Source organism: Natronococcus pandeyae, assembly GCF_008122205.1.
GTDB lineage: Archaea > Halobacteriota > Halobacteria > Halobacteriales > Natrialbaceae > Natronococcus > Natronococcus pandeyae.
The window spans coordinates 118,784-143,594 of the sequence record NZ_PHNJ01000012.1 but is presented as its reverse complement, the minus strand read 5'-3'; the positions used below and the strand labels follow the sequence as shown (position 1 = coordinate 143,594).

Annotated in this window: 22 protein-coding genes; 11 read left to right on the top strand and 11 right to left on the bottom strand. The window is 63.3% G+C overall.

Translation table 11 applies throughout. The annotated features are described in order from the left end of the window. The first annotated feature begins 99 nt into the window (after nucleotides 1-99). From CV102_RS19130 to CV102_RS19110, 5 genes are all read left to right on the top strand, one after another. Nucleotides 100-1,560, top strand: a complete 1,461-nt coding sequence (locus CV102_RS19130) for an extracellular solute-binding protein (RefSeq protein ID WP_148859634.1) — start codon at nucleotides 100-102, stop codon at nucleotides 1,558-1,560. Beyond that, the gene (locus tag CV102_RS19125; RefSeq protein WP_148859633.1) at nucleotides 1,550-2,578 is read left to right on the top strand and encodes a carbohydrate ABC transporter permease; all 1,029 of its coding nucleotides are present in this window, start codon (nucleotides 1,550-1,552) and stop codon (nucleotides 2,576-2,578) included. Before CV102_RS19130 ends, CV102_RS19125 begins: the two co-directional genes overlap by 11 nt. Continuing rightward, complete coding sequence (locus CV102_RS19120) at nucleotides 2,578-3,663, top strand: carbohydrate ABC transporter permease (RefSeq protein WP_148859632.1); 1,086 nt, start codon at nucleotides 2,578-2,580, stop codon at nucleotides 3,661-3,663. The genes CV102_RS19125 and CV102_RS19120 overlap by 1 nt, the downstream gene beginning before the upstream one ends. A 51-nt stretch (nucleotides 3,664-3,714) precedes the next feature. Continuing rightward, a complete protein-coding gene (locus CV102_RS19115; protein ID WP_148859631.1) occupies nucleotides 3,715-4,902 on the top strand; it encodes an ABC transporter ATP-binding protein in 1,188 nt (395 codons plus the stop codon). A 186-nt stretch (nucleotides 4,903-5,088) separates the two neighbouring features. Next, nucleotides 5,089-6,156, top strand: a complete 1,068-nt coding sequence (locus tag CV102_RS19110) for a Gfo/Idh/MocA family protein (RefSeq protein ID WP_148859630.1) — start codon at nucleotides 5,089-5,091, stop codon at nucleotides 6,154-6,156. 32 nt (nucleotides 6,157-6,188) lie between these two features. Here the strand turns inward: CV102_RS19110 and CV102_RS19105 are convergent, their stop codons facing one another. The 4 genes from CV102_RS19105 to CV102_RS19090 form a co-directional block, all read right to left on the bottom strand. Further along, nucleotides 6,189-6,500, bottom strand: a complete 312-nt coding sequence (locus CV102_RS19105) for a HalOD1 output domain-containing protein (RefSeq protein WP_148859629.1) — start codon at nucleotides 6,498-6,500, stop codon at nucleotides 6,189-6,191. 147 nt (nucleotides 6,501-6,647) lie between these two features. Then, a complete protein-coding gene (locus CV102_RS19100; protein ID WP_148859628.1) occupies nucleotides 6,648-8,048 on the bottom strand; it encodes a cryptochrome/photolyase family protein in 1,401 nt (466 codons plus the stop codon). A gap of 88 nt (nucleotides 8,049-8,136) precedes the next feature. Next, nucleotides 8,137-9,012, bottom strand: coding sequence for a phosphatase PAP2 family protein (locus tag CV102_RS19095; protein WP_148859627.1), 876 nt, complete (start codon nucleotides 9,010-9,012; stop codon nucleotides 8,137-8,139). A gap of 109 nt (nucleotides 9,013-9,121) precedes the next feature. Then, nucleotides 9,122-10,867 carry an ABC transporter substrate-binding protein gene (locus CV102_RS19090; RefSeq protein WP_148859626.1) on the bottom strand — a complete coding sequence of 582 codons (1,746 nt, stop codon included), beginning with the start codon at nucleotides 10,865-10,867 and terminating at the stop codon, nucleotides 9,122-9,124. A gap of 366 nt (nucleotides 10,868-11,233) precedes the next feature. On the opposite strand from CV102_RS19090, the gene CV102_RS19085 reads away from it, so the two are divergent. Both CV102_RS19085 and CV102_RS19080 read left to right on the top strand, forming a co-directional pair. Next, entirely contained in the window at nucleotides 11,234-12,394 is a 1,161-nt protein-coding gene (locus tag CV102_RS19085; protein WP_148859625.1) for a tubulin/FtsZ family protein, read from the top strand. A gap of 201 nt (nucleotides 12,395-12,595) precedes the next feature. Beyond that, nucleotides 12,596-13,600 (top strand): TIGR04024 family LLM class F420-dependent oxidoreductase, encoded by a 1,005-nt coding sequence (locus CV102_RS19080; protein ID WP_148859624.1) that lies wholly within the window; start codon nucleotides 12,596-12,598, stop codon nucleotides 13,598-13,600. Between the two features lie 189 nt (nucleotides 13,601-13,789). Here the strand turns inward: CV102_RS19080 and CV102_RS19075 are convergent, their stop codons facing one another. Beyond that, on the bottom strand, nucleotides 13,790-14,119 hold the full coding sequence (locus CV102_RS19075; RefSeq protein WP_148859623.1) for a hypothetical protein: 330 nt from the start codon (nucleotides 14,117-14,119) through the stop codon (nucleotides 13,790-13,792). A 384-nt stretch (nucleotides 14,120-14,503) separates the two neighbouring features. On the opposite strand from CV102_RS19075, the gene CV102_RS26420 reads away from it, so the two are divergent. Then, on the top strand, nucleotides 14,504-14,653 hold the full coding sequence (locus CV102_RS26420) for a hypothetical protein (protein WP_306438862.1): 150 nt from the start codon (nucleotides 14,504-14,506) through the stop codon (nucleotides 14,651-14,653). An 80-nt stretch (nucleotides 14,654-14,733) separates the two neighbouring features. On the opposite strand, the gene CV102_RS19065 is transcribed toward CV102_RS26420, so the two are convergent. The 3 genes from CV102_RS19065 to CV102_RS19055 all read right to left on the bottom strand — a co-directional run bounded on the left by CV102_RS19065 (nucleotide 14,734) and on the right by CV102_RS19055 (nucleotide 18,161). Continuing rightward, nucleotides 14,734-15,432 carry a 6-hydroxymethylpterin diphosphokinase MptE-like protein gene (locus CV102_RS19065; protein WP_148859621.1) on the bottom strand — a complete coding sequence of 233 codons (699 nt, stop codon included), beginning with the start codon at nucleotides 15,430-15,432 and terminating at the stop codon, nucleotides 14,734-14,736. Between the two features lie 244 nt (nucleotides 15,433-15,676). Next, a complete protein-coding gene (folP, locus tag CV102_RS19060; RefSeq protein ID WP_148859620.1) occupies nucleotides 15,677-16,870 on the bottom strand; it encodes a dihydropteroate synthase in 1,194 nt (397 codons plus the stop codon). A gap of 61 nt (nucleotides 16,871-16,931) precedes the next feature. Beyond that, a complete protein-coding gene (locus CV102_RS19055; protein WP_148859619.1) occupies nucleotides 16,932-18,161 on the bottom strand; it encodes a Cdc6/Cdc18 family protein in 1,230 nt (409 codons plus the stop codon). 1,006 nt (nucleotides 18,162-19,167) lie between these two features. Here CV102_RS19055 and CV102_RS19050 point away from each other — a divergent pair. Together CV102_RS19050 and CV102_RS19045 are read left to right on the top strand one after the other, a co-directional pair. Continuing rightward, nucleotides 19,168-19,953, top strand: a complete 786-nt coding sequence (locus CV102_RS19050; protein WP_148859618.1) for an RNA methyltransferase — start codon at nucleotides 19,168-19,170, stop codon at nucleotides 19,951-19,953. Nucleotides 19,954-20,089: 136 nt separating this feature from the next. Further along, the gene (locus CV102_RS19045) at nucleotides 20,090-21,142 is read left to right on the top strand and encodes a hypothetical protein (protein WP_148859617.1); all 1,053 of its coding nucleotides are present in this window, start codon (nucleotides 20,090-20,092) and stop codon (nucleotides 21,140-21,142) included. A gap of 90 nt (nucleotides 21,143-21,232) precedes the next feature. Here CV102_RS19045 and CV102_RS19040 read toward each other — a convergent pair whose 3' ends face one another. Continuing rightward, nucleotides 21,233-21,961: an HTH domain-containing protein gene (locus tag CV102_RS19040; protein ID WP_148859616.1), complete on the bottom strand. Its 729-nt coding sequence runs from the start codon at nucleotides 21,959-21,961 to the stop codon at nucleotides 21,233-21,235. Nucleotides 21,962-22,334: 373 nt separating this feature from the next. After that, nucleotides 22,335-23,381 (bottom strand): DMT family transporter, encoded by a 1,047-nt coding sequence (locus CV102_RS19035; protein ID WP_187433040.1) that lies wholly within the window; start codon nucleotides 23,379-23,381, stop codon nucleotides 22,335-22,337. Between the two features lie 186 nt (nucleotides 23,382-23,567). On the opposite strand from CV102_RS19035, the gene CV102_RS19030 reads away from it, so the two are divergent. Then, nucleotides 23,568-24,047 carry an Lrp/AsnC family transcriptional regulator gene (locus CV102_RS19030; RefSeq protein WP_148859614.1) on the top strand — a complete coding sequence of 160 codons (480 nt, stop codon included), beginning with the start codon at nucleotides 23,568-23,570 and terminating at the stop codon, nucleotides 24,045-24,047. Here CV102_RS19030 and CV102_RS19025 read toward each other — a convergent pair. After that, nucleotides 24,044-24,271, bottom strand: a complete 228-nt coding sequence (locus tag CV102_RS19025; protein ID WP_148859613.1) for a hypothetical protein — start codon at nucleotides 24,269-24,271, stop codon at nucleotides 24,044-24,046. The two genes, CV102_RS19030 and CV102_RS19025, sit on opposite strands and share 4 nt — an antisense overlap. Nucleotides 24,272-24,811 lie beyond the last annotated feature (540 nt).

Genomic DNA, 24,811 nt, shown 5'->3' with positions numbered 1-24,811 from the left:
AAGTATTCCAAGATTATACGAACCTGATAGGGAGATTTTCATGGTATTATGATGTTTATAGGCTAACAATTAAGGCTGTGAACGTGGTCCCAAAGAAAGATGGATCGAGATCGGAGACGGCAAAAGACAACTGCCAGTGTCTCTCGCAGGTCGTTCATCGCTGCGGCCTCGGTGACTGGCGCCGGAACGGTCGGTCTGGCGGGCTGTCTCGGTCGGGGAGCAGAAGAAGGGTCAGTTATCGCCTACGGAGACACTGATTTTCAGGACATCATGGCCCCTGACGGAGAGCTGCATCAGGCGCTCTGGGACGCCGGCCTCGACGAGGATATCACCATCGAGGTTCGAACCGGACCCGACGAAACCGGGCAGCGCAGATTCGCTGCACAGTCCGCGCTGCAAGCAGAGCGCTCCCAGCCGGATGTGTTCATGATGGACAGCGGGTGGACGATCCCGTTCATCCTGCGCGAACAGACGGTGAACCTCGAGGATCGACTCTCGAATGACACCGTCGACATGATCGAGAACGAGTACCTCGACGCGGCGGTCGAGACCGCCCGTCACCCGGAGACCGACGAGCTTCACGCGCTGCCGCTGTTCCCCGATTTCGGGACGATGCAGTACCGCACGGATCTCGTCGAGGAGGCCGGCTACGACACCGACGACTGGGACACCGAGCCACTGTCGTGGCAGGAGTTCTCCGAGGTCGCGGCCGACGTCCGGGACCAAACCGGCGTCGCCACGGGTTTTACCACGCAGGCGGCCCCGTACGAGGGGCTTGCTTGCTGTACCTTCAACGAGGTGATGAGCACCTGGGGCGGGGCGTACTTCGGCGGACTGGACGACCTGTTCGAAGCAGGTGGCCGCGACGTCACGGTCAACGAGGAACCCGTCCTGAATGCGATCCGGATGATGCGGACGTTCATCCGCGGCCAGGAGGACGAGCACGCCCTCGAGGGGTACGAGCAGATCGCACCGACGGCGATCGTCCAGTACACCGAAGAAGAGGCTCGCGGCCCCTTCGCGGGCGGAAACGTGGTGACACACCGGAACTGGCCGTACTCGATCGCGATCGCCCACGACGAAGGAATGGGCGAGGACATCGACATGATGCCGATGCCGTACGGCGTCGAAGAGGACGAGGCCGAGTACGACGGACTCGGCGGTCCCGCGTCCGCCCTCGGCGGCTGGCACCTGACGTTGAATCCCGCATCCGAGAACGAAGAGGAAGCGATCCAGGTACTGGACGCGTTCGCAACCGAGGAGGTCATGCTCACGGTCTTCGAGGTACAGGGCTGGCTGCCGCCGATCCTGGAACTGCTCGAGGAGGTCGACCCCGAAGAGAGCGGCCCCGTCGCACACTACGCCGACACCATCCAGATCGCCGGCGACAACGCTGTTCCTCGGCCGGTGACCGACATCTGGCCGGAGCAGTCGGCGTACATCTTTCAGGAGGTGAACAGGGCCTACCGCGGCGTGAAGTCGCCGGAGGCCGCGATGGAAGACCTGGAAGAACGGCTCGAACTGAGCGAAGCTGACGTGGAGGACGAAGATGGCGACTGACGCCGATACCGGGATCGGCGGCGAAACTCCCGAACGGGAGCGGACCGGCAACGCCGTCGTCAACTGGATGGAAAGCCTCAGCGAGGCGGCCTACGCGTACCTCCTGTTGATCCCCGCGTTCCTGTTGCTCGGGTTCATCGCGTTCTACCCGCTCATTATGACGTTTATCATGTCGCTCCAGGCGGATCAAACGCGGGGCGGTGAGGCGCTCGGCGACTTCGTCGGCATCGAAAACTACGTCAACGTGCTCACGGGCGACGTCAGGCTGGCACAGCAGTTCATGGACGTGACACTGTCGGCGTCGTTCCCGTTCGTCGACTTCGGCGTGCCGCTGCTGCAGCAGGCGCTGTTCGTCACGCTCGGGTTCGCCGTCATCAGCGTCTTCTTCGAGACGGTGTTCGGCTTCGGTCAGGCGCTCATCCTCGACCAGGAGTTCCGCGGTCGACGCTGGGTGCGCGTCGCGATCATCCTTCCCTGGGCAGTCCCGATCGTCATCCAGGGGATGATCTTCTTCCTGATGTTCCAGCCGGAAGTCGGCTTCGGGACGGACCTGATGCAGTGGTTCGGCGTCTTCGGTCCGAACCCGCTCGCCGACAGTCAGGACGCGTTCATCATCGTCCTCATCGCCGACATCTGGAAGTCGACAGCCTTCATGGCACTGTTGATCCTCGCCGGCCTCCAGAGCGTCGACCGAAGCCTGTACGACGTGGCTCGAGTGTCCGGCGCCTCACCCTGGCAGCGGTTCAAGATGATCACGCTGCCGCTCATCCTGCCGGCGCTGCTCGTCGCGATGCTGTTCCGCACGATGGACGCGATGCGAGTGTACGGACTGATCGAGTCGAGCGTCGGCTGTACGACCGTCCCGTCGCTGACCTGCATGGTCGTCGAGGCGATGTTCGGCGGGACCCGCATCTTCGGGACGGCCGCCGCCGTGGCGTTCCTGACGGCCCTGGTCATTGGCCTGCTCATCACGGTGTATATCGTCCTCTTCCGCGATACGGAGGCTGGTTTCTACTGATGACACCCAACGATCACGATACGAGCCGAGACGGAGGCACCGACGTCGAAGCTGGCGGCGAAACTGCCGGCTCCGAGGGCTACAGCGAGAACGTGAATCGTCACCTTCCGAGAGGCGGTCGACCGCACACCCGGGTCGCCGACGGCGGCACAGCGCTCGGGGGGACCGACGATGCCGAACTCGATCGCGGCCCGTTTTCGCGATGGGTCGAGAGCTCCATTCAGAGCCCCGAGCGCGTCTACAAAGCGATGTTCTACGTCGCGGCAATATTCTTCCTGTTCACGACGCTGTTCCCGTTCTACTGGCTGCTAATGGTCGCGTTGACGCCCGAAGGACAGTTGGAGGATATCGTGTTCACGCCGAACGGGTTCAATCCCGGGGCCTTCATCGAAGTGTTCGAAGTGCTGCCGTTCCACTGGTACATGTTCAACAGCTTCGTCATCGCGACGGCCTCCACGATCCTCGTGCTGGTCATCGCCAGCCTCACGGGCTACGCCTTCGGCCGGCTCGAGTTCCCCGGGAGGACGCCGCTGATGTTGCTCGTGCTGGTCGTGTCGTTCTTCCCGCCAGCGGCGTTTTTCATCCCGTTGAACGACCTGTTCAACACCCCGGTTTCGATGTTAGAGCCCATCATGAGCGATGGGACCCTCTACAACACGCCGGGTGCGATGGTGATTCCGATCTCGGCGATCTTCATACCGCTTTCAATCTTCATCCTCACGACGTTCTACGCACAGATTCCCGACGGCTTGGAGGACGCCGCCCGGGTCGAGGGGACGACCCGCCTGGGCGCGCTGTTCCGGGTCATCATTCCGCTGTCGGCACCCGGCGTCGCGACCGCCGGTGTGCTGACGTTCATCGCGGTCTACAACGAGTTCTTCTTCTCGTTCCTGATGACCGACGGCCAGCCGGAGAACTGGGCGCCGTTGCTCGAGGGCATCCTCGGCTACCAGGGACAGTACGAGATCCTGTTCCACCTGATGGCAGCCTCGAGCATCATCGGCGTCCTTCCGGTCGCGATCCTCGTGATCGTGGCCCAGGAAAAGATCGTCAGCGGACTCACCGCTGGCGCACTCAAGGAGTAATCCGATTCGAACCAAGAATCCAATCCAAACCGATTCACCCAACTCACAACAATGGCACGAGTACAACTCGAACACGTCACGAAACGCTACGAAGACGTCATCGCGGTCGACGACATGAACCTCGACATCGAAGACGGGGAGTTCGTCTGCCTCGTCGGCCCCTCGGGCTGTGGGAAGTCGACGACGATGGAGACCATCGCAGGACTGACCCGGCCCTCGGACGGGAACGTCTACATCGGCGACAGAGACGTCACGAACCTCGCCCCCAAGGACCGCGGCGTCGCGATGGTCTTCCAGAACATCGCGCTGTTCCCGCACATGGACGTCTTCGACAACGTCTCGTTCGGTCTCCGGCTTCGCAAGTACGACGACGAGGAGATCGAACGTCGCGTCGAACAGGCGGCCGACATCGTCCAGCTCGAGGGAATGCTCGAGCGGATGCCCGACGAGATGTCCGGCGGGCAGCGCCAGCGGGTCGCGATCGCCCGCGCGATCGTTCGCAACCCGGACGTCTTCCTGATGGACGAGCCGCTGGCGAACCTGGACGCGAAGCTGCGCGTCCACATGCGGACGGAACTGCAGCGACTCCACCGCGAACTGGGGACGACGATCGTCTACGTCACCCACGATCAGGCCGAGGCGATGACGATGTCCGACCGGATCGCGGTCCTCAACGCCGGCAAACTCCAGCAGATCGATCCACCGCTGGTCTGTTACAACGAGCCCGCTAACCTGTTCGTCGCGGGCTTCATCGGTTCGCCGTCGATGAACTTCGTCCAGGGAGAGGTCGTCGACGGCGGACTCGAGACGAAGAACTTCGACGTCGAACTCGACCACGCGGCGGTTCCTGGTGCAGGCACCGGCGACACCGCTACGCTCGGGGTTCGGCCGGAGGATATCCATCTCGCGAGAAAGGCCGACGCGGTCACGCACCCGACGAGTCGCATCGAGGTGACGACCGACGTCCTCGAGCCGATGGGCGACGAGATTTTCGTCTACCTCATGCTCGGTGAGGGCGCAGAGCGGACGATGGAGGAAGATCCCATGGAGTCTCCGGATCAGCTCCTGATGAGCGTCACTCCTGACACCGACATCCGTGAGGGGGAGACGGTCGACGTGGTGCTCGATCGGTCGAACGTCCACCTCTTCGATGCGGCAAACGGAAACGCGCTCGTTCACGGGATCGTCGACCTTCCGGGATCCGAACCTGGGACGACCCCGACCGAGGCCGAAGACTAGTTCCCTCGAAGTCGATCTCTTTCTATCGAGATAGCTACCGACTACCCGCTGGGACAGTTCGTTGCAGAGTCCGAACTGTCTCGACAGAGCGACGGAGCAAAGGTGGTTCAATACGAAACCGAGAATGAACCCGTCACGCTCGAATCGCCCCACCGAATCACGACCACTCCACGAAACACGACGCCAATGACAACACCACGAACCGACATCAGAACCGGTATTGTTGGGCTCGGGAACATCGGCCGATATCACGCCGAGCGCCTTCGCGACCTCGACGTCTCGCTAATCGGTGGAATGGACGTCGCTGCCGAGGCACGCACGCGCTTTGCCCGCCGGTACGACGTCGATGTCTACGACGACCACCACGAACTGTACGACGCGGTCGACGCCGTCATCATCACCACACCGAACAAGTATCACGAAGAGTACGCCGTCGACGCATTCGACCGTGATCTGAACGTTCTCCTCGAGAAACCGTTGGCTCACTCCCTCGAGAGCGCCGAGCGGATCGCCAGTGCCGCAACCGAAAGCGACGGCTACTGTATGGTCGGCTTCAACAACCGATTCGCGAACACCGTCCAGATCGTCAACAACCGGATCGAACAGGGCGCACTCGGAGACGTCTCACACGTCGAGGCGAACTACGTCCGGCGACGCGGGATTCCGGGTCGTGGCTCCTGGTTTACGCGGCGCAAGATCGCTGGCGGCGGCGCCCTCATCGACCTCGGTGTCCACGCCATCGATCTCGCACTCTATCTGCTCGACTATCCGACCGTCGCGGAGGTAAACGGCGTCGCCCGCGGCGAGTTCGGCTCCCGCGAGGAGTACGCGTATCTCGATATGTGGGGCGACGACGCGGGGCCCGCCGGCTTCGACGTCGACGACTCCGCGAGCGCGTTCATCCGGACGGCCGACGACCGAACGATCTCACTCGAGGTAGCCTGGGCGACGAACCGACCCGAAAACAACGAGTTCGTCATCCGCGGGACCGAGTCCGCCGCCATGTTCGATCTGCTCGACGGCAACCTCTCCGTTCACTCCGCGAGCAAGGTCGGCCCCGATCACCTCGAGGACACGTCGATCGAAACCCACCAGAACGACACCCACAGCGAGGAACAGCGCGCGTTCTTCGACGCGGTCGCGACGGGCAAGAGCAGTACCGCCAGTGTCGAGCAGGCGCTCGCCGTCCAGCGAGTGATCGACGCGATCTATCGCTCGAGCGATGAGGGTCGAACGATCGAGATCGGCGAGTAGAACGGTCCCAGCGTCGGTTCCGGTCGGTTCGGTCACTCGTCGACGTGGTCGGGAACGATCTCCCCGGTCGACGGGTCCGCGACGTCCACTCTTCCGTCACCGTAGACGGTGATATCGTACCCCGCGTACTCGAGTGAGACGTGTGCGTCGGCCGCGGCGGAACCGGTTGCGGTTCGAAACAGGTTGTCGAGCGCTTCGGGATTGATAACGGCGTAGAGCGGTTCGTACGCGGGTGGCTCGACCTCCGTCACGTCGACACCCTCGTGATGAGCGACTCCCTCGATGATCGACTGTGTCGGTTTCCCCCCTCCTCCGGGCGTCGACGTATCGTCTGGAGAGGTCATACGAGTAGCTAACAGGTTCCCACCGATAAGGATAGTGGTCATTGTGGATCCGTGACAAACACCCAGTACGGGCCGACTACGCGCTGAAGAGGCCAGTTACCGAGGCCGGATCGTCACGATCCATCGCTGCTGTGCCGACTACCCTCGTTACTCCTCGCCACGCGCCCGCTCGAACGCCGCGATGGCGTTCTCCCGGCGTTCCGCGTGGTCGACGATCGGCGCCGGATAGCCCGGCGCGAGCGCGTCTCGGTCGTCGTCGTCGAGTTCGTGCCACTCGTGAATCCGTTCGGCCGGGACCCCCTCGAGTTCGGAGACGTACTCACGGATGTACTCGGCGTCAGGATCGTACTCCCGGCCCTGTTTCATCGGGTTGAACACGCGGAAGTACGGCTGTTCGTCGGTTCCCGTCGAGGCGGCCCACTGCCAGCCGCCGACGTCGCTCGCCGTCTCGTGATCCGCCAGCGTCCGTCGGTACCAGTCGTACCCCTCGCGCCAGTCGACCAGCAGATCCTTCGTCAAAAACGACGCCGCGAGCATTCGGACGCGGTTGTGAACCCACCCTTCGGCTCGAAGCTGGCGCATCCCGGCGTCGACGATCGGATAGCCGGTTTCGCCGGCCTTCCAGGCCTCGAGTTCGTCGGGGTCGTTCCGCCAGCCGATCTCGCGTTTGTACTCGCTGAAGTCTTCGACGACAGTCTCGGGATTGAACGCGAGCACGTGCACGTAGAACTCACGGAAGGCGAGCTGGCGCTGGAACGCGGTCACGCTCTCGCGCTCCGCGGCCGATTCCGCATCGTCGGCCGCCCGTTCGGTCGCCGCATACACCTCGCGTGGACCGATAGTCCCCCACTTGAGGTGGGCCGAGAGTCGGGAGGTCATCTCGGCGGCGGGATACTCCCGTCCCTCGTCGTACCGATAAATCGGCCCCGAACAGAACGCCTCGAGGCGGTCCCGAGCCGCAGTTTGCGTGACCCGCTGCGGATTCGCGTTGGGATCGTCGAAACCGAGATCCGCGAGCGACGGGAGTGGGTCACCCGAAACGGTGGCGAGGTCGTCGTCGGCCGGTGCGGAAACGGGGTCTCGTTTCGGCCTGTCCCGCCACTTCTTCCAGAAGTACGAGAACACCGAGTAGTGTTCGCCCTGATTCGGAGAGATCGATCCCGGCTCGTGGTGAATCGCGTCGTGGACGGGTTCGCACGCGATCCCGTCGTCTTCGAGCGCCGCCGTCACCGCCTCGTCGCGCTCCCGGGCGAGTCCGCTGTAGTCCGCGTTCCAGACGACGGTCGAGGCGTCGTACTCGGCCGCCAGTTCGGGAATCACCGCACTCGCCTCCCCGCGAGCGACGACGAGATCGGATCCTCGGTCGCGGTACCACGTTCTGAGTTCTCCGAGCGCCTCGAGGAGACACGCGACCCGGACCGGCGAGGCGTGCTCGAGAACGGCCGGATCGAAGACGAACGCCGGAACGACCGGCCCGTCTCCAGCGGCTCGAGCGAGCCCACGGTTGTCCGTGCCGCGAAGATCCCGCCGGTGCCAGTGAACGATCATACTCGTATCGACGACCCCGACCGTGAAAATCCCCGGATACCGGCGATCGACGAGTTGAAAACGGCGCTGACGGCCGAAAGCGGCGAGATCACTCGCCGCCCGGTTTTCCGAGCACGTCGAATCGCTGCCCGAGGTACTGCCGCCCTGTTGCGACAAGACCGTCGACGGTATAGTTGACTCCGATGTAGACGCTGATCAGCGCGAGCACCGTTCCCGCGGCGACGTCCGAGAACCAGTGGATGCCGAGATACATCGTCGAGAGCGCGACGCTAATCGCGAGAAAGCCCGACAGCGGGACCCACAGCGGGTACCGATCACGGGTCACCCAGGCGACGAAGAATACCGTCATCGACAGCGACGTGTGCAGCGACGGAAACACGTTCGTGTTCTGGTTTACCTGGCCAGTGAGGGAGTGGGACTGCGGAAACGCATCGTAGAGGAGCCCCTCGAACAGCATCGGATCGAAGTTCCGCGGCCCGTAGGCGATAAAGAGAACATAACAGAGCAGTCCGATGCCGTAGTTGGCGGTAAAGGCGAGCAGCAGCGTGGAGAGTTCGTCCATCTCCTCGAGTGCGAAGTAGGCGATGATCGGGAACAGGAGCAAGAACGCGTAGCCGTAGATGTAGATGAAGACGAAGAACGTGGTGAGTGCCTCTGTCTGGAGGGACTGGAGGATCGCGACGGGCGTCTCGCCGAAGAGCTGTTCCTCCAGCGCGAACAGATCGTCCGTGATATTGTGTCCGATCACGCGTCGCTCGAGCCGCCGGACCACGTCCCGTGTCGACAATCGGAGGGCCAGCACGACCACGAGTGCGGCGATCGAGAGCAGACAGGCCTCGAGTCGCCACCGATAGCCGCGGATCGCGGCCGCGATCCGCTTCGGTCCGACGAGCACGAGTGTCGCCGTGGCGAGCATCGCCGTCACGACGATCACGAGCTCGAGGACGACGTCGAGCAGCGTCATGTGTAGTACATACTGCTCGGGAAGCATTAATACGGACCGGTTGGCTCACCCGCGTGTCGCTACCACGGGGACACGGATCCCCACCCGTTACGGGGTGGCGTCTCGCCGGCTACTCGAGTAAGGCACCGTCGTCGTACCCGTATCCTTCGTCCTCGAAGAGGCTTCGAACCTGACTCGAATCGACCTCGCCGTCCGATCCGGGAAAGTTCGTGATGACCGTGTCCTCGTCCGCCGCCAGTTCGGTGTCTTTGATCCCGAAGAGCGAGCCTCGCGTCCGTGCCGGATCCGCGAAGCCGGCAAAGATCTGGTCGACGGCGTGTTCGCGGTCGATCAGTCGGGAGAGGATCCGGCGGAAGTTGGGATATCCGAGCTCCTGGTGGTGACCGTTGTAGCCGATCATGTAGAACTCCTCGGTCGGTTCGGTGAGCGCGGAGAGCTCCGCGTTCTCGAGGATCGTGCTGGTCTCGTCCGCCGGAAGCGGACTGCCCGTGAGATCGACCTCCCCCTCGGCGAGGAGGTCGACGAGCGCGCCGGCGTTCGGTGCGACCTGGAACCGGATGCCCTCGAACTGCGGGAAGTCCTCGAGGATAGAGGGGCGATCCGCCGTCTCGTCGCGGAAGACGTGATCGTCGAAGAGTCCGAGTTCGACCTCGGCGTCTTCCGTGACGTCGTCGACCGTGAACAGGCCCGAGCCGATCGGGTCCTCGTTGTCGTCGACGAGCGCCTCGGTCTGGCGTTCTCCGACGATGGACGAGCGGGGCTCCCAGATGTGTTCCGGTAACAGCGGGACCCGAAGCGCCCGGGCCGCGATAGACTGGGTTCCGGTTTCGAAGGTGAACTCGACCGTTCGATCGTCGACCGCAGCGACGTTCTCGACGAGGCTCTGCTGACTCCGGTACCGCGGTGCGGGGATACCGCTTTCGGCCTCGCCCAGCGACGTATCCTCGAGGAACTGGTACGTGAAGGCGACGTCGTCGGCGTCGAGTGACTCTCCGTCGTGCCAGGTCGAGTCGTCGTGTAACGTGACCGTCGCACGGAGTCGACTACCCGACTCCCACTCGACGTCGTCGGCGAGCCACGGGACGTCCTCGTCGTCGATCCGATAGACCAGCGGCGAGTACACCAGCTCTACCAGTCCGGAGATCGCGTTGCGATCGACGACGATCGGATTCAGCCGGCCGGTGAGTTGCTCGCCGAAGACGCCGACCTCGAGCGGTCCCTCCCGGGACCCTTCGTCGGGCTCCTGGGACACGATCTCGGCGTAGTCGAGTGACTCTCGCGGTGGTACGGAGATCGAGAGTTCGTCCCGCGTGGCCCCGATTCGGTGGGGGAACGCGACGGCGGCGTACGGAACCGTCTCCGTGAGGTGCTCGAATAGCTCGGAGAGCGACTGCTCGCGCTCTTCTCCCTCGCTCGTAAGCTGCGACTCGAGCAGTTCGTCGACGGTTACGTCGGAGAAGTGAAACGGGTTCTGCCAGCCGCGTTCGCTGACGTACTTCGAGTGGAGCAGCCCGCGGAGGCCGTCGTACTCGTCGAGTTCGGGACATCTGGCCACGAAGACGTCGTACTCACCGTCGAGGAGGACTTCGCGGTACAGTTCCGCCTTGGCCGTCGGCTCGAAGGTCGCGTCGATCCCGGCTGCCTGGAAGTTCTCTCGCAGTTTGCTCGCGATCTTCGCGGCGACGACGTCGTCGTCCGCGGGCACCGCCTTGATGGTCAGAGAGACCTGCTCCGGGCCGGGACTTTCGGCCCGCGACCAGAGGTTCTCGGTACAGCCGGCGAGCGCACCGGCGATTCCGGTAGTCGCCGCCGTGAGTACCCTCCGACGCGTCGTCGTCGCACCGACGTCGTCCATATACGTGTGGATATGCCATCACCGTGTATAGGACTTACTCTGAGAACGATAGCTCGAACTGACGTTTCGACCCCGCTACCCGGCCGAAATTCCGGCTGAAACCGTCGATCTCGGTCCGGCGCGAGAGTTCGTGGGCGACGGTACCGATCGAGATCCCTGTCAACGGCCAGTATGGGAAGAGAGCTTAGTAACTTTTCGTGAGTGTGTTCTACAGATTACATTCATAGATAGAAGACACTCTTTACTCGATGGTAAAACAGCCATAACAATACCCTGATCCGAAATGCATCCGGACGTGGAACCCGTTTCCCAGCCGATCGATCCGTTCGATCCGTGGCGGGTGGGAAGCGGCCACCAGAATCAGTTATGAAACTCGCACTCATCGGCTTCGGTCAGGCAGGCGGAAAGGTCGTCGACGAGTTCCTCGCGTTCGACAGCAGGATCGACGGCGGCTTCGTGGAATCGGCCATCGCAGTCAACTCGGCGACCGCGGATCTGCAGGGGCTCGAGCACGTCCCACAGCAGGATCGGGTACTCATCGGGCAGGCCCGCGTGAAAGGTCACGGCGTCGGTGCGGACAACGAACTCGGCGCGCACGTCACCGAGGAGGACATCGACGAGATCCAGGGGGCGATCGACCGGGTTCCGGTACACGAGATCGACGCCTTTCTCATCGTCGCCGGCATGGGCGGCGGTACCGGCTCCGGCGGCGCACCCGTCCTCGCGAAACACCTGAAGCGAATCTACACCGAACCGGTCTACGGACTGGGCGTCCTCCCGGGGACCGACGAAGGCGGCATCTACACGCTCAACGCGGCCCGTTCGTTCCAGACGTTCGTTCGCGAGGTCGACAATCTGCTCGTCTTCGACAACGACGTCTGGCGAAGCACCGGCGAGTCCGTCGAGGGTGGCTACGACCGGATCAACCGCGAGATCGTCGAGCGGTTCGGGCTGCTGTTCGCCGCCGGCGAGGTCGGCCACGGCGACCACGTCGCCGAGAGCGTCGTCGACTCCTCCGAGATCATCAATACGCTCTCGGGAGGCGGCATCTCGACGGTCGGCTACGCGAGCGAGACCGTCGACAGCTCGAGCGGTCTGCTCTCGTCGTTCACCGGCGACGACAGCTTCGACGAGGGTGAGGCGACGAACCGGATGACGAGCCTCGTCCGGAAGGCGACACTCGGTCGACTCACCCTTCCCTGCGACGTCTCGAGCGCCGAACGCGGACTGGTCGTCGCGACCGGGCCGCCCGAACACCTGAACCGGAAGGGCGTCGAGCGCGGTCGACAGTGGCTCGAGGACGAGACGGGAAGCATGGAGATTCGCGGCGGCGACTATCCGACGACGGATCGAGAAGAGGTGGGAGCGATCGTCCTCCTCTCGGGCGTGACCGACGTCCCGCGCATTCAGCAGCTCCAGGAGGTTGCGATCGAAGCCCAGGACAGGACCGAAACCGTGCGGGCGAACGCACAGGACGAGTTCGCGACCCTGATGGACACGGGCGGCGAACTCGACGCACTATTCTGAACGGTCCTCGTCCGGTTTCACCCCAGTTTTCGAACGGCGTGCCGAGAGCCGTGAGCAGTAGTCAACATTAAGAGAGTTGATTGTGTATTTACGGATAGCACTGTCTCGCACGGTTACCGTAGCCGACCAGCGTGGACGGCAGTCGGCAGCCGTGCGGGGCCGGCCCGACCGAGCGGCGCCTGATCCGATGAGATCCAATCCATGACAGTACGAAGCCTTCACCTTCCGGTCGCAGCACAGCCATCCGTCGATTCACTCGTCGATCTCGCACGACTCGGCGAGAGCCACGGCTACGATTTCGCCTGGTTACCAGAAACCTGGGGCCGCGACGCGGTCACCGTCCTGACCGACATCGCCCGCGAGACCGACGAGATCGGGGTCGGTCCGAGCATCGTCAACGTCTACTCGCGGTCGCCGGCACTGCTCGGCCAGACCGCCACGACGCTCCAGGAGGTCGCCGACGGCCGACTGCGGATGGCGATCGCCCCGAGCGGTCCCGCCGTCGTCGAGGGCTGGCACGGCACCGAGTTCGACCGACCGCTCCGCCGCACCCGGGAGTACCTCGAGATCATGCGCGCCGTGATGTCCGGTGAAACCGTCAACTACGACGGCGAGATCTTCTCACTGGCCGGCTTTCGCCTCCGCTGTGATCCGCCAGCGGAACCGGTCCCCATCGACGCTGCAGGGATGGGGCCGAAGTCCGTCGAACTCGCGGGCCGGTTCGCCGACGGCTGGCACGCGGTCGTCTTCACCCCCGACGGCCTCGAGGACCGACTCGAGGATCTCCGTCGCGGGATGGAGCTCGGCGACCGCGACCCCGACGACGTCCGCGTCACGCTCTCGCTGACCGCGTGTGCACTCGAGGACGGAGAGCGGGCTCGAGAGCTCGCCCGCCAGCACTTCGCGTTCTACGTCGGCGCGATGGGAACCTACTACCGGGAGTCGCTCTCGCGACAGGGCTACGAGGAGGAAGCCCACGAGATCGCCGCCGCGTGGGCGAGCGGCGATACGGAGGAGGCGCTCGACTGTATCTCCGACGACCTGCTCGACGACCTCGGCGCCGCCGGGACGCCGGACCGCGCCCGCGAGGAGTTGGCGAAGTTCGAGGACATCGACGGCATCGACGACATCGCGATCGGCTTCCCGCGTGGTGCCTCGAGCGACGAGATCGAAGCAACGATCGAGGAACTCGCGCCGGACGAATGAACGCGAGCGCCGTCGTCCGTAGCCGATCAACTCGCGGAGAGTCGACGCGCGATCCGGCGGGCGGACGGCGACCGCGATGTCGCAGACGGGATGGGACTGCCAGTACCGGAGCTGACCACGTGCGGGGTGAGAGGCACCCGGTGCAGGGGCGAGGCGTAGTCAGGACGCAAACAATACTCGCAAAAACAGTTAGCGGGTAGCGACGCCGTAATCGACGTGGACTTCCGGCGTACTGGGAGAGTCAGGCATCTCCGTCCCGTTCCAGTCGACGACGTGGACGTTAGCCATCTGACCGGAGAATCGGAAGCGCTGGACGCCGACCTCGATTGCACCCTCCGCGACGCTGCCGGAGACGACCGTTCCCTCCGCGACCGGATCGTCGGAGATCATTTCGATCTCGCCGTCGACGGCGATTTCGAAGTTCGACGGGACCCCACGCCCGACGATCGTTACGAGATTCGGGAGCCGATCAGGATCGCTCCCGCCAGTTTGGTTCTCCACCGAAGTGTCCTGTGACATAATTCCATAAGTTGATCATCCCGGCATAAGCTTTCTTGTCGAACTAATGGTAGGATTGATTGACATACAGTATTTCGAACCGAAGCTGGTTCCAGTTCGTCAACCGGTTCGGAGTCGGCACGAGCGATCGGAATCGAAAGGAGGCAGCAAGTTGTTCACCGTTCTGGTTGTGATATCGTCGGCCGTTAGCTCTCGAGTGCTCCCGAATTACTACTTATTTGTCACTGTTGAGGTCGACTCGCAGTGCAATGCCACAGCTGCTGTAACGGATGTTGAATCGGGAGCGACGTTCACGTTAGGAGTACAATAACAAACATTGATACGACTGATGGTCGGGACATGAACGGCGAACGGCGAAGTGATGGGGTGGTATCGGTATCGACTGTGCGAGCGACGCTCGAGTCAGTGCTGTCTCGTGACGGTGACGAGACGATCATCGAAGAGTGCCGGCGCTGTGGAACGACAGTCGAGTCCGCCCACATCCCGTGTCCAGCCTGTGAATGTGACGACATCGTCGAGTACCGAATCGAGTAATCGACGGTGGCAGGCGGTACGACCCTCGCTGGTTCCGCCAGCGGCCGGACGGTCGACAGCCGTCAGTCGATCGGCAGACGTCAGTCGATCGGAAGCGGTCCCGTCTCGATGTCGTCCCGTCGCCCGTCCAGCACGCCGAAACGGTCGCCGCGCCGAGTCTCGAGCCAGTACAGCAGTCGTTCGGCCCACTCGAGCTTTCGAGCCTTCATCGGGTCCACGGAGGGATCGTCGAAGTCCCAGCCGACGAACCGGAGGCGGGCCGCGCCGAGGTGATCGGCGAGGAAGGCCGCCCGGTCGCCGTCGGTGAATCCGCCGACGTTCGAGACCGGTCCGCGAGGTTCGGCCTGCGTCGTCGGGAGCACGTACTCGTCGACGCAGTTAGGAACGACCGAACGGACCGACGCCACGTTATCCCCGTGGGCGTGAACCGCGACCGGCGTATGCTGTTCGGTCAACCGGCGCACGGTGTCGGGATTCTTGTCGAGGTCTGTGACCATGCAGTCGACGTCGAGTCCCGCTTCGGCGAGCGTATCCGCTGCCGTCGAGGCCGCAAAGACGACGTCGGCCTCGTGGGCGCGCTCGAGCGCGGCGTCGGTCTCGAGCGACGGCCCGGCTCCCGCGACGGCGACCGTCGCGTCGCGGACGGCCGCGAGTCGCTCGAGGTCGAACGGCCCGGTCAGCGACGCGAGAACGTCCCGCGCTCGCTCGTCGCCCGCTCGCTCGTAGCCGAAGTCGCGACAGATGGCGTCGTAGACGGGCTCCCACTCGTCGAACTCCATACTCGTGGTCGTCTCCGGGAGCCTATGTGTCTGTGTATTCAGATTGAGGTCGTCACTGTACCGTGCCGGGGTCGTCACTGTATCGTGCTGAAGTCGTCACCGTTCCAGGCCGGCGCCGTCGCTGGTCGACGTAACACCACAATAATTCCGTGTTGTGGGCCGGGGGTCGCCTCCAAGTACCCCTACCCGGGAGACCGCCCGGCGTCCATCCTCTCCTTTCGGAGCCTCCGTCATAAGCTTTCTCTTACTCTAACAATCGTCGGAAATCAGAACAGACTCGTCCGAGTTGACTGTCATTCTTCTGTATACGTTCTGAAATGGTAGAAATCGAGGATTCTGATCCGAGAACGAGCGTGTGCGTCTCGTCCACAGCGTGCACGACCACGTCGTGTTCAGTGGCGACCGACCGCAGTCGGTCCCGCTCGTCTCGGTCGAGTCCCTCGATCTCGAGCACGTGCGTTCGCCAGTCGCTCGCGAGCGACGGATCGAGTCCGCGCTCCTCGAAGTGCAGTCGAAGTTCGCGAGTGGACCGAACGTCCAGTTCGGTGATGGTGACGCCGTCGGTCTGTGCGCTTGCACGTTCCGTGAAGGCGTCGCCGATCGCGGCCGCATCTCTGGTCTCCGCGACGTCGTGCGTTCGGATCACGTGAGCGCCGCGTTCGATCGCCAGCGACGTCGCCGCCAGGCTGACCGGCAGGCGCTCGTCGGTCTCGCGGCCGGCGAGTTCGCCGAGGAAGTTCTTCCGGTTGATCGAGACCAGCATCGGACGATCGAGGGCGCGGAACTCCCGAAGCCGACGGAAGGTCTCCCGGTCGTCCTCGAGGGTCTGGGCCTCGCTCCAGCCGCCGAAGGCGGGATCGACGATCGTCTTGTCCGTGAGACCGTTCTGTTTCAACGCCGCGTACACCTGATCGACGTAGTCGGCCTGAGAAGCCCAGTCCGGAGACTTCCGACTCGCCCAGTCGGTTTCTTCGATCGCACCGGGCCGCTCGAGATTCGGCGGACTCGCCATCTTCGCAACGGCGGCATCGTGGGCCGCACAGACGGTCGGCATCTCCGGGTCCGCGAAGCCGCAGATGTCGTTGACCATGTCGAACCCGCCTTCGAGCGCCGCCTCGGCCACCTCGTGATACCGGGTTTCGATGGAGAAGATCGCGTCGCCGGTGACGCGATCGATCGTCTCACACGCAATGTGGAGACGCTCGAGTTCCCCCTCGGCCGAGAGCACGTCGAACCGTTTGTTGGCCGACTCGAGGCCGACGTCGACGATGTCCGCACCCTCGTCGATCAGTTCCTCGTCTACGTATCGGGCCGCCTCGTCGGGATCGTCGTAGACGCTCGGATCGTACGGCGACTCCTCGCTGACGTTCAACACCCCCATGATCCGGGTCGGGAACTCGTCACCGATCCCGAGCCCAGCCGCGTCGACACTGTCCATACGGGTACTCTGGAAGCGAGGCAAAAAGATACCGCGGTCCCGGCGAACCAGGAGATGACCGCTAGCTCTCCTCCTCGAGCGGAGCGAGCCGCGAATCCCGCAACAGCACCTTCTTGACGATCGATGGGTTCTCGAGCAGGCGGTGTTTCGCGTGCGCGCCGCGACCGCGCCCCCGCCCCTCGCGCTCGGACTGGATGACGTTGAGGAAGTTCTGCTCCTGGAGGATCTCCTGGACGCGTCGTTCCGAGAGGACGTCGAAGTCGAGTCGGCGCGCGACCTCCTTGTACTGGTTGTAGATGATCTTCGTCGGGAACTCCTTCTCGGTACTGTTCTCCGTCAGGAGCGTCAGCGAGTAGAGAATCGCCTTCGCCTGCTGGGGCGAGCCTTCGATCAGTTCGTTGAACCGGTCGGCCTCGGTCTTCTCCTTCGCGTCGCGGACGTGCTCCGCGGTCACCCGACTGGCGCTTTGCTTCTTGGCGATCCGACCCGCGTTCCGGAGGATGTCGATCGCCTTGCGCGCGTCGCCGTGTTCCTGGGCGGCGAGGGCGGCTGTCAACGGGATGACGTCACCCGAGAGCACCCCGTCGTGGAAGGCGTCGCGTCGCTTCTCCAAGATCTCGACTAGCTGGTTGGCGTCGTACGGCGAGAAGACGAGTTCGTCCCGCGAGAGGCTCGATTTGACTCGTTCGGAGAGATGGTCGGGAAAGTCGATCTTGTTCGAGATGCCGATGATGCCGATACTCGAGTCGGAGATCCGTCGGTTCTCGCCCGCACGCGAGAGCTTCCGGAGCACCTCGTCGTCCTCGAGCATATCGATCTCGTCTAAGATAACGATAGTGACGTCCGTACAGTGGTCGACGGCCTGCCAGAGCCGCTTGTAGTAGTCGCCGGTCCCGAGGCCCCGGTCGGGGACGGAGACCCCGCTCTTTTTGGGTTCGTTGACGAGCTGGGCGATCGTCTTCACGATCGACGCCTCGGTGTTCTGCTCGCCGCAGTCGATGAAGGCGTACTTCACCGTGATGTCGTCGCGTTTCGCCTCCGAGATCACGCGCTTGGTCACGGATCGGGAGATGAGCGACTTGCCAGTGCCGGTCTTGCCGAAAATGAACAGGTGGTTGGGCTCGCTCCCGAAGATTGCGGGATTCAGGGCGTCCGCTACTCGCTGCATCTGCTCGTCGCGACCGACGATCCGGTCCGGGCCAGGGAGGTGCGTGATCTCGAGCAATCGCTCGTCGGCAAAGACCGGGTCGTCGTATCGAAAGAGTGGATCACGATCGTCGTTCGCGGACATTGCGGTACCCCGTGCCTTCCAACTGAACTGAAATAAAGGTATGGAGATCGATCGCGGATGTAAATAGCCCTCGTGAGTGCCTTAGACGGGCCTCAGGCGATCCACTGGGCGACACTCCGAAAATCGCCGACCTCGCGTTTCTAAGTGCCCGTCCGACTCGCGGCGAGGAGACGGACACCCCCATCGCGGATGTAACGGGCTCGACGGTGCGTGCGACGGTTGCACTCTCGAAGCCGGAACGAAGGCTGTCGGACGTTCCGGGGTGGTAGCGATAGAATACACGGCTCGCAGCGTAAAAACTACGCTAGCTGCGGGCGCAGACTCGAGACGCTGTACAACAGATGGCACACACACCACCGTCGCGGATGTAACGGGAAACAGGTGGGTGGGCCTGAATCAAAACAGCCGAATTGGCGCAAATATCGACCACTACCCCGATATTTTACAAGCGCGACACTGGTGTGTTACAGAACAGACCCTCCCCCCACCTGATCGCCATTACAAACGCGAGGGGGGTGTGTCCCTCTCCCATCCAGCCGATCTGTCCCGGAATCTCGATTCTGAGGCCAGTCAGCGGACAAAATTCGTCGAAAGATTCAGGAGAAAAACTCCGGCGAGAGGGATGCAACCGACTGGTGACAGACGAACAGGAACGACGGGTCCAGACAGAGCGACGAACACGCGATCAAATCGGGAGTATTCTCCCAAACAACGAGACGACTACTACTAGACTAGTTTCTAGTAACAGTTCTAGTAAGATAAATAAAGTTGTTAAGAAATAGCGAGTGGCTAGTCCCAGTGCGAATACTGGTTCTCTCGTACTCTGTCTTTTTTCTACCATGTCTTTCACCCCGGCATCAGGTGACTTTTGCACCCGCACTCGTTACCTGCGGTATGAACACGGTTCGATGGATGCATCCTTTCCGAACGACATTTTCTCCCTGCGTGGGTGCCTACGAGTGGTCGACGGAAAGGAATCGCTTTGCACGATTCAGTGCGCCAAATCATGACTGAGGACTCGAGTACGCACACCGCCAGCGAGGAATCGACGTCGGAAACCGATCGAACGCCGCCAGCGGTCGCCGTCGTCGACGCACAGACGCCGGGGAACGTCGGCACCATCGCCAGGGCGATGAAGAACTTCGGCTTCGAAGAACTCCTGCTCGTCGATCCGCCGACGCTCGATCCGGACGGCGAAGCGTACGGGTTCGCCGGGCACGCCCGCGAGGACGTCCTCCCGAACGCGACCGAACTCACGTTCGACGAACTCGTCGAGAGCTACCACACGATCGGCTGTACGGCGGTGACGAACGAAGACGATCGGAGTCACATTCGGTTCCCGTACTCCACGCCGGCGGATCTTGCCGAACGTCTCCCGGCGGTCGAGGGACCGACGGCGCTCGTCTTCGGCCGCGAACAGGTCGGACTCACGAACGAAGAACTCGCGCGAATCGACGAAATCTGTGCGATTCCCGCGAGCGCCCAGTACCCCGTGTTGAATCTCGGACAGGCCGCGACGGTGACGCTGTACGAACTGCGGACGCTCACCCTGTCGCCGGAGGAAACCCAGTTACCGGATCTCGAGCGCACCCGCGCGCCCGAGGAGACGGTCGACCGCCTCTACGACCAGTGGGGTGCGCTGCTCGCCGAAATTAACCACCCGGTCGAGAAACGCGACAAGACGATGCGGATGCTTCGTCGGGTGTTCGGTCGCGCCGATCTGACGACGCGAGAGGCGAACACGCTGCTCGGCCTGCTCCGTCGAGCGACCGAGCGGCCGGCGGAGGATTGAGTACCGATTTCCAGCGTACCGATCTCCACCGATCCAAGAGCGGACCGGTTGCAGAGCGTCCCCTTCTGTGTCCTGACTTTCACCAGTTCCATACATTCCATTACAGTGATAAACATCCGGCGAGGATCATCACGATGTGACACGACTCCACCGACGAACCTCCCTTTCCCTTCTGGCGACAGGAATGGCCTCTCTCGCCGGCTGCTCGGAAACGAGCGACGAAACCGACGACACTGACGATACCGACACCAGCGGTAGCGACGACCAGGATCCGGCGACCGATTCCGACCGCGAACTGCTCGACGCCGGTGATCTCCCGCCGTACGCGTCCCTCCTTCGGGAGACCGATCGATCGTCGTCGTTCTACGGTGCCATCGACTTCGGAGCAACCTTTCAGCGCGACGATCTCGAGGACGACGAGCAGCCGACGGATCCGTTGCTCGTCAATCCGATCGCGTTCGCACAGCTCTCGTCGTTCGGCCTCACACAACTCGGCGACTCTTCGGCAGTAGACGCCTTCAATGCGTACGGCGAGACGACCGATGCAAGCACGTTCGTCTACGCGGACGGCGTCTACGCGATCACGGGAACCTTCGAGCGCGACGACCTCGCCGGGGCGCTCGAGGACGCAGGATACGATCGGGAGGCGACCGGAGACGCCTACGCGGTCTACGTCGACGGAGAGAGTGAGGAGGCTGTCGGCGTCACGGACGACCTGTTCGCCTACTCGTACCCGAGCGAGGACGACGCGTTCGATCCGGCGACTGCCGTCGAGGGAACCGTCGCGACGGCCGTCGGCGAGCAGGAGTCGAAGTCCGAGACCGACGACGAGTTCGCCGAACTTCTTCGCGACGACGACGCCGACGGAATCTCGCTCGGACTGTACGCTCCGGAGGAGCCCTTCGCCGCGGACGACCTCGAGGACGACCAGACCGACGCGGAGACCGACGAACTCGGCTTCCAGTTCGAGGCCATCGAGGGCGCAACCGGCATCCATCAGCAGCTCTCGCTCGACGGTAGCAGTGCGGCCGCAAGCGCCGTCGTGAGCTATCGAGACGACGACCACGTCGACGTGGAGCGACTCGAGTCGTCGTTCGGAACGGACGCAGACGATACCGAGACCGTTCGCGACGGAACCGCAGTTGCGATCGAGGCCGCGTACGACGGTACCGCCGTCGAGGAGGAGTAACTGCGCCGTTACCTGTCGTCGCGATCAGCAACGGGGCGGCGGTCACCTGTCAGCATTGTCCGCAACGGGGCGGCGATTGGCCTGTCGTCGCTATCTACCGTCGATCGGTGAAATCGCTTCGCGCGTCTCGAGTTCCCGCACCGTTGCCGGCACGTTCTCACCCCTCTCGGTGAGCGTGCCGGTCCATCCGCAGTCGGGACAGGTGAACAGGCCCTGTCCATCGATCAGTCCACCGCTGCAGTCGGGACAGCCGTCCGACTCCACGGCTGTCGACTCTTCTGATTCGCGAGTTTCGGATGCGCCACCCGCGTGTGACATCGAAACGGTTGTCTCGGTCGTCTCGTCCGTCTGCGGTGCTGTGCCGGACGCGTCGCCCTCGAGCGGCGTTGGAACGTCGCCACACCGAAGGCTGGCGATCGCATCCTCGGTCGTGATCGTTTCGTCGTCGGCGGAGTGAGGGAACACCCCGACTAGCTCGTCGTCGGCGTAGAGTTCGAGACAGAGAAGCGGCGTCACGAGCAGCTCTTTCGTCTTTCCGGTCACCGGCGACGTCGTCGTCCGCTCCCTGAACGGCGGACAGATGTCCACTCCCCGCCGATCGGCCCACGTCCGGAACCGATCGTACGCCTCGAGGGCCTCCTGATACGGGCTGTCCTCGGACAGCCTGAGCTCCTTCGGCCAGCTCCGAAGGAGAAGGTCGTCGATCGTTCCCTCGGACTCGCAGGCTCGCACGGTCTCGACCTGTCTGTCGACCGGCTCGAGCAGCAGTGGCGCCCGCACGTAACAAACCGCCGTAAGTGTCGTTGTCTTCGTGTTCATCGTCTACCCCGTTTCCGTGTGATCGGGCCACGTTGTGTCGTATAAACCTTCGTGAGGATATTTGTCACGGCAGACTGTAGCAAACAAAACCCGTCGATTCGCTGGAGATCACAGGTACGAGGCCGAGAATACCGGGGTCGGCCGCACGTTGCAACTCCTGTCGGCTGCCTGCCGTACACCCACCAGCCGATTACTCCGTGCCCGTTAGCCAGCCACGTCCGTACTCCGTCAGCCAGGCTCCGGTCAGCCAACCACCTCCGTGCTACCGTCGGCCGACTAGATAGTCGGACTATCGGTAGCTGACTACACAGCCGGACTATCGGTAGCTGACTACACAGCCGGACTACGGTCAGCTGACTACACAGCCGGACTACTATCGGTCGACCGGTAACTCCGGATCCGCACCCTCGGCGTCGCAGGGCACACCACCGTCGGTCCTCGCCTCGGGGCGTGGCTCCGCGGGGAGGGCTCCACCGGTCGACTGCCGCCGCCTCTCGACGGTCGATCGTCCGACTCGCCAGAGCGCCCGCCGCTTGATGACGGCGAAGCCGGCGAGGATCGTGAGCAGCCCGACGATCGTCAGCGAGTCGACGACGTAGCCGATCACCAGCCAACTCACGCCGATCGCGACCACCGGTTCGGCGTACCCCACGAGCGCGACCTGGGTCGCACCGGCCCGGTCGAGCAGTTCGAAGTAGAGGAAGAACGCGAACACGCTCGAGACGAGCGTGAGGTAGGCAAACGAGAGCAGCGCCGTCGGCGTCACGTCGATCGCGGCCAGCGACTCACCGCGGAGCGGTGCGGCGACCAGGAGTACCGCTCCGCCGACGAGCATCGCCCAGGCCTGAAGGGTCTCGATCGGCAGTGCGGAATCGATCGGACGCATGAGCACGGTCCCGATCGCGAAGGCGATCGCGGCGCCGAACACGAGCCCGGCCCCGAGGAGGACCTCGCTCTCGAGTCCCGTCGGCGACGGCTGGACGACGGCGGTCACGCCGACGAGTCCGAGGACGAGTCCGACGACGCCGGCCGGAGCGAACCGCTCCTTCGGGAGGACTACGCCGGCGAACGCGGCCGTGAGGATCGGGGCTGTGCTGGCGATCGTCGCCGCGATCGCACCCGGGACGTACAGTTCGCCGACGTACAGCAGCGCGTGATAGAGCGCGATAACGAACACGCCGGCGACACCGACCGCGAGCCACTCGGCTCGGTCGACCGGTCGCAGTCGGTCGGTGACGACGGCCGCGTATCCGAGGACGATTACGCCGGCGAGGGCGTAGCGAAGGCCGGCGAACAGAAGCGGTGGCACGTACTCGAGACCAACCTCGATCGCGACGAACGAGGTCCCCCAGCAGAGAGCGAGGATCGAGAACAGCACCGTATCTCCGTATCCAGAACGAACAGATTGAGATCGACTCATGCTCAGTTCGAAACTGATGCCTGTATTTAGTCCCTTCTACAAGAACTCGCCAAAAGTCGGATGCAGAATCACACATATGAATCGTATCCGAACCCATGTCCGTTACACCACACCCCGGTTAGAGAAATCTCTAACTAGGCTCGACTTCTTCGAAGCACAGAAACCACCCCCGCCCGAATTCGACCCATGGACGAACGTGACGTGCGCCTGCTGAAAGCGATCGCCGAACTCGAGACCGGGAGCCCCGAACGGCTCAACGAGGCGACCGGGATTCCGGTCTCGACGATCCACTACCGACTCAACAACCTCCGGGAGGAGGGTGTCATCACGAACGATCGCTACGAGGTCGACCTCGAGGAACTCGGTCTCGGCGTCACAGTCATCGTCGAGATCCACGCCGACTACCGGGGCTCCTACGAGACGTTCGCGGATCGGCTGCTGACCGTCGAGGGCGTGACGAACGTCTACTTCACGATGGGCGAGACGGACTTCATCGTCATCGCTCGGCTGAGCGACAGCGGGATGGTCGAACGGCTGATCGCCGAGTTCGAACAACTCGAGGGCGTCGACCGGACGGATTCCACGTTCGTCATCTCGGCGATCGAAGAACGGGACGCGCTTCAGAGCTACGAACTCGAGACGCTGCTCGAGGAACTCGTCGACTAGTTACCGTGATCGGTGGTTCGTATTCGAGCTATCGTCCGATAGACGATCGAGGGGGTGGTGAGTGAGACGACCGAGGGGGTGGTGAACGGGCTGTCGTTGAAAACTCCGAAAGCCCCCGGCAGGCTCGAGTCGGTGCGCTCGCTGCGGTCCTCGCCTTCCAGCAGTCGGCTGCGGTCCTTGTATCGCGCGCCGTCCTCGAGCCTGCCGGCCCCTTTCAGTCCCACCCGACCGCACCTCGGACCTCCCCAGCCTCGGCGCTCACTATCGTTCGCGCCGTCCCTCGCACGGCGTCACCGGAGCGCCCTCGCGGTGCTCGGCCGCTCCATCAGCGCGCGCCAGACCGGTGGCCGGGCGCGTGGCTCGAATAACAGTGAGAGCCACGTAACCCGGGGAAGGGCAGGTTTGCCACCATCCTGGCGGACTGAAAGGGCGAGGTGGGGTCGCGCTGAGCGGCAGCGCAGAGCGTCGCTACGGCAGCTCTATCCGACCGAAGGGAGGATATCTGCCGAAGCGACCGCGAGCCCACCGAGGGCTTTCGAAGAGTTCTGTACTCCTGTGATATCTCCGGATATAGTACCAACTGAAACGGTTTCCACACCGATCGCACTGTCCGCGGTTCTCACTCACTTCGCGCTCACGGGTCGTTCCTCCCCGTTCGCGTTTCGCGGTTCTCACTCACTTCGCGCTCACGGGTCGTTCCTCCCCGTTCGCGTTTCGCGGTTCTCACTCACTTCGTGCTCACGGGTCGCGTTCGCTCTCCGTTC

Bases quoted from the DNA above. Each gene is read 5' to 3' on its own strand.
- CV102_RS19130 (WP_148859634.1), top strand. From the start codon at position 100: ATGGATCGAGATCGGAGACGGCAAAAGACAACTGCCAGTGTCTCTCGC.
- CV102_RS19125 (WP_148859633.1), top strand. From the start codon at position 1,550: ATGGCGACTGACGCCGATACCGGGATCGGCGGCGAAACTCCCGAACGG.
- CV102_RS19120 (WP_148859632.1), top strand. From the start codon at position 2,578: ATGACACCCAACGATCACGATACGAGCCGAGACGGAGGCACCGACGTC.
- CV102_RS19115 (WP_148859631.1), top strand. From the start codon at position 3,715: ATGGCACGAGTACAACTCGAACACGTCACGAAACGCTACGAAGACGTC.
- CV102_RS19110 (WP_148859630.1), top strand. From the start codon at position 5,089: ATGACAACACCACGAACCGACATCAGAACCGGTATTGTTGGGCTCGGG.
- CV102_RS19105 (WP_148859629.1), bottom strand. From the start codon at position 6,500: ATGACCTCTCCAGACGATACGTCGACGCCCGGAGGAGGGGGGAAACCG.
- CV102_RS19100 (WP_148859628.1), bottom strand. From the start codon at position 8,048: ATGATCGTTCACTGGCACCGGCGGGATCTTCGCGGCACGGACAACCGT.
- CV102_RS19095 (WP_148859627.1), bottom strand. From the start codon at position 9,012: ATGACGCTGCTCGACGTCGTCCTCGAGCTCGTGATCGTCGTGACGGCG.
- CV102_RS19090 (WP_148859626.1), bottom strand. From the start codon at position 10,867: ATGGACGACGTCGGTGCGACGACGACGCGTCGGAGGGTACTCACGGCG.
- CV102_RS19085 (WP_148859625.1), top strand. From the start codon at position 11,234: ATGAAACTCGCACTCATCGGCTTCGGTCAGGCAGGCGGAAAGGTCGTC.
- CV102_RS19080 (WP_148859624.1), top strand. From the start codon at position 12,596: ATGACAGTACGAAGCCTTCACCTTCCGGTCGCAGCACAGCCATCCGTC.
- CV102_RS19075 (WP_148859623.1), bottom strand. From the start codon at position 14,119: ATGTCACAGGACACTTCGGTGGAGAACCAAACTGGCGGGAGCGATCCT.
- CV102_RS19065 (WP_148859621.1), bottom strand. From the start codon at position 15,432: ATGGAGTTCGACGAGTGGGAGCCCGTCTACGACGCCATCTGTCGCGAC.
- folP (WP_148859620.1), bottom strand. From the start codon at position 16,870: ATGGACAGTGTCGACGCGGCTGGGCTCGGGATCGGTGACGAGTTCCCG.
- CV102_RS19055 (WP_148859619.1), bottom strand. From the start codon at position 18,161: ATGTCCGCGAACGACGATCGTGATCCACTCTTTCGATACGACGACCCG.
- CV102_RS19050 (WP_148859618.1), top strand. From the start codon at position 19,168: ATGACTGAGGACTCGAGTACGCACACCGCCAGCGAGGAATCGACGTCG.
- CV102_RS19040 (WP_148859616.1), bottom strand. From the start codon at position 21,961: ATGAACACGAAGACAACGACACTTACGGCGGTTTGTTACGTGCGGGCG.
- CV102_RS19035 (WP_187433040.1), bottom strand. From the start codon at position 23,381: ATGAGTCGATCTCAATCTGTTCGTTCTGGATACGGAGATACGGTGCTG.
- CV102_RS19030 (WP_148859614.1), top strand. From the start codon at position 23,568: ATGGACGAACGTGACGTGCGCCTGCTGAAAGCGATCGCCGAACTCGAG.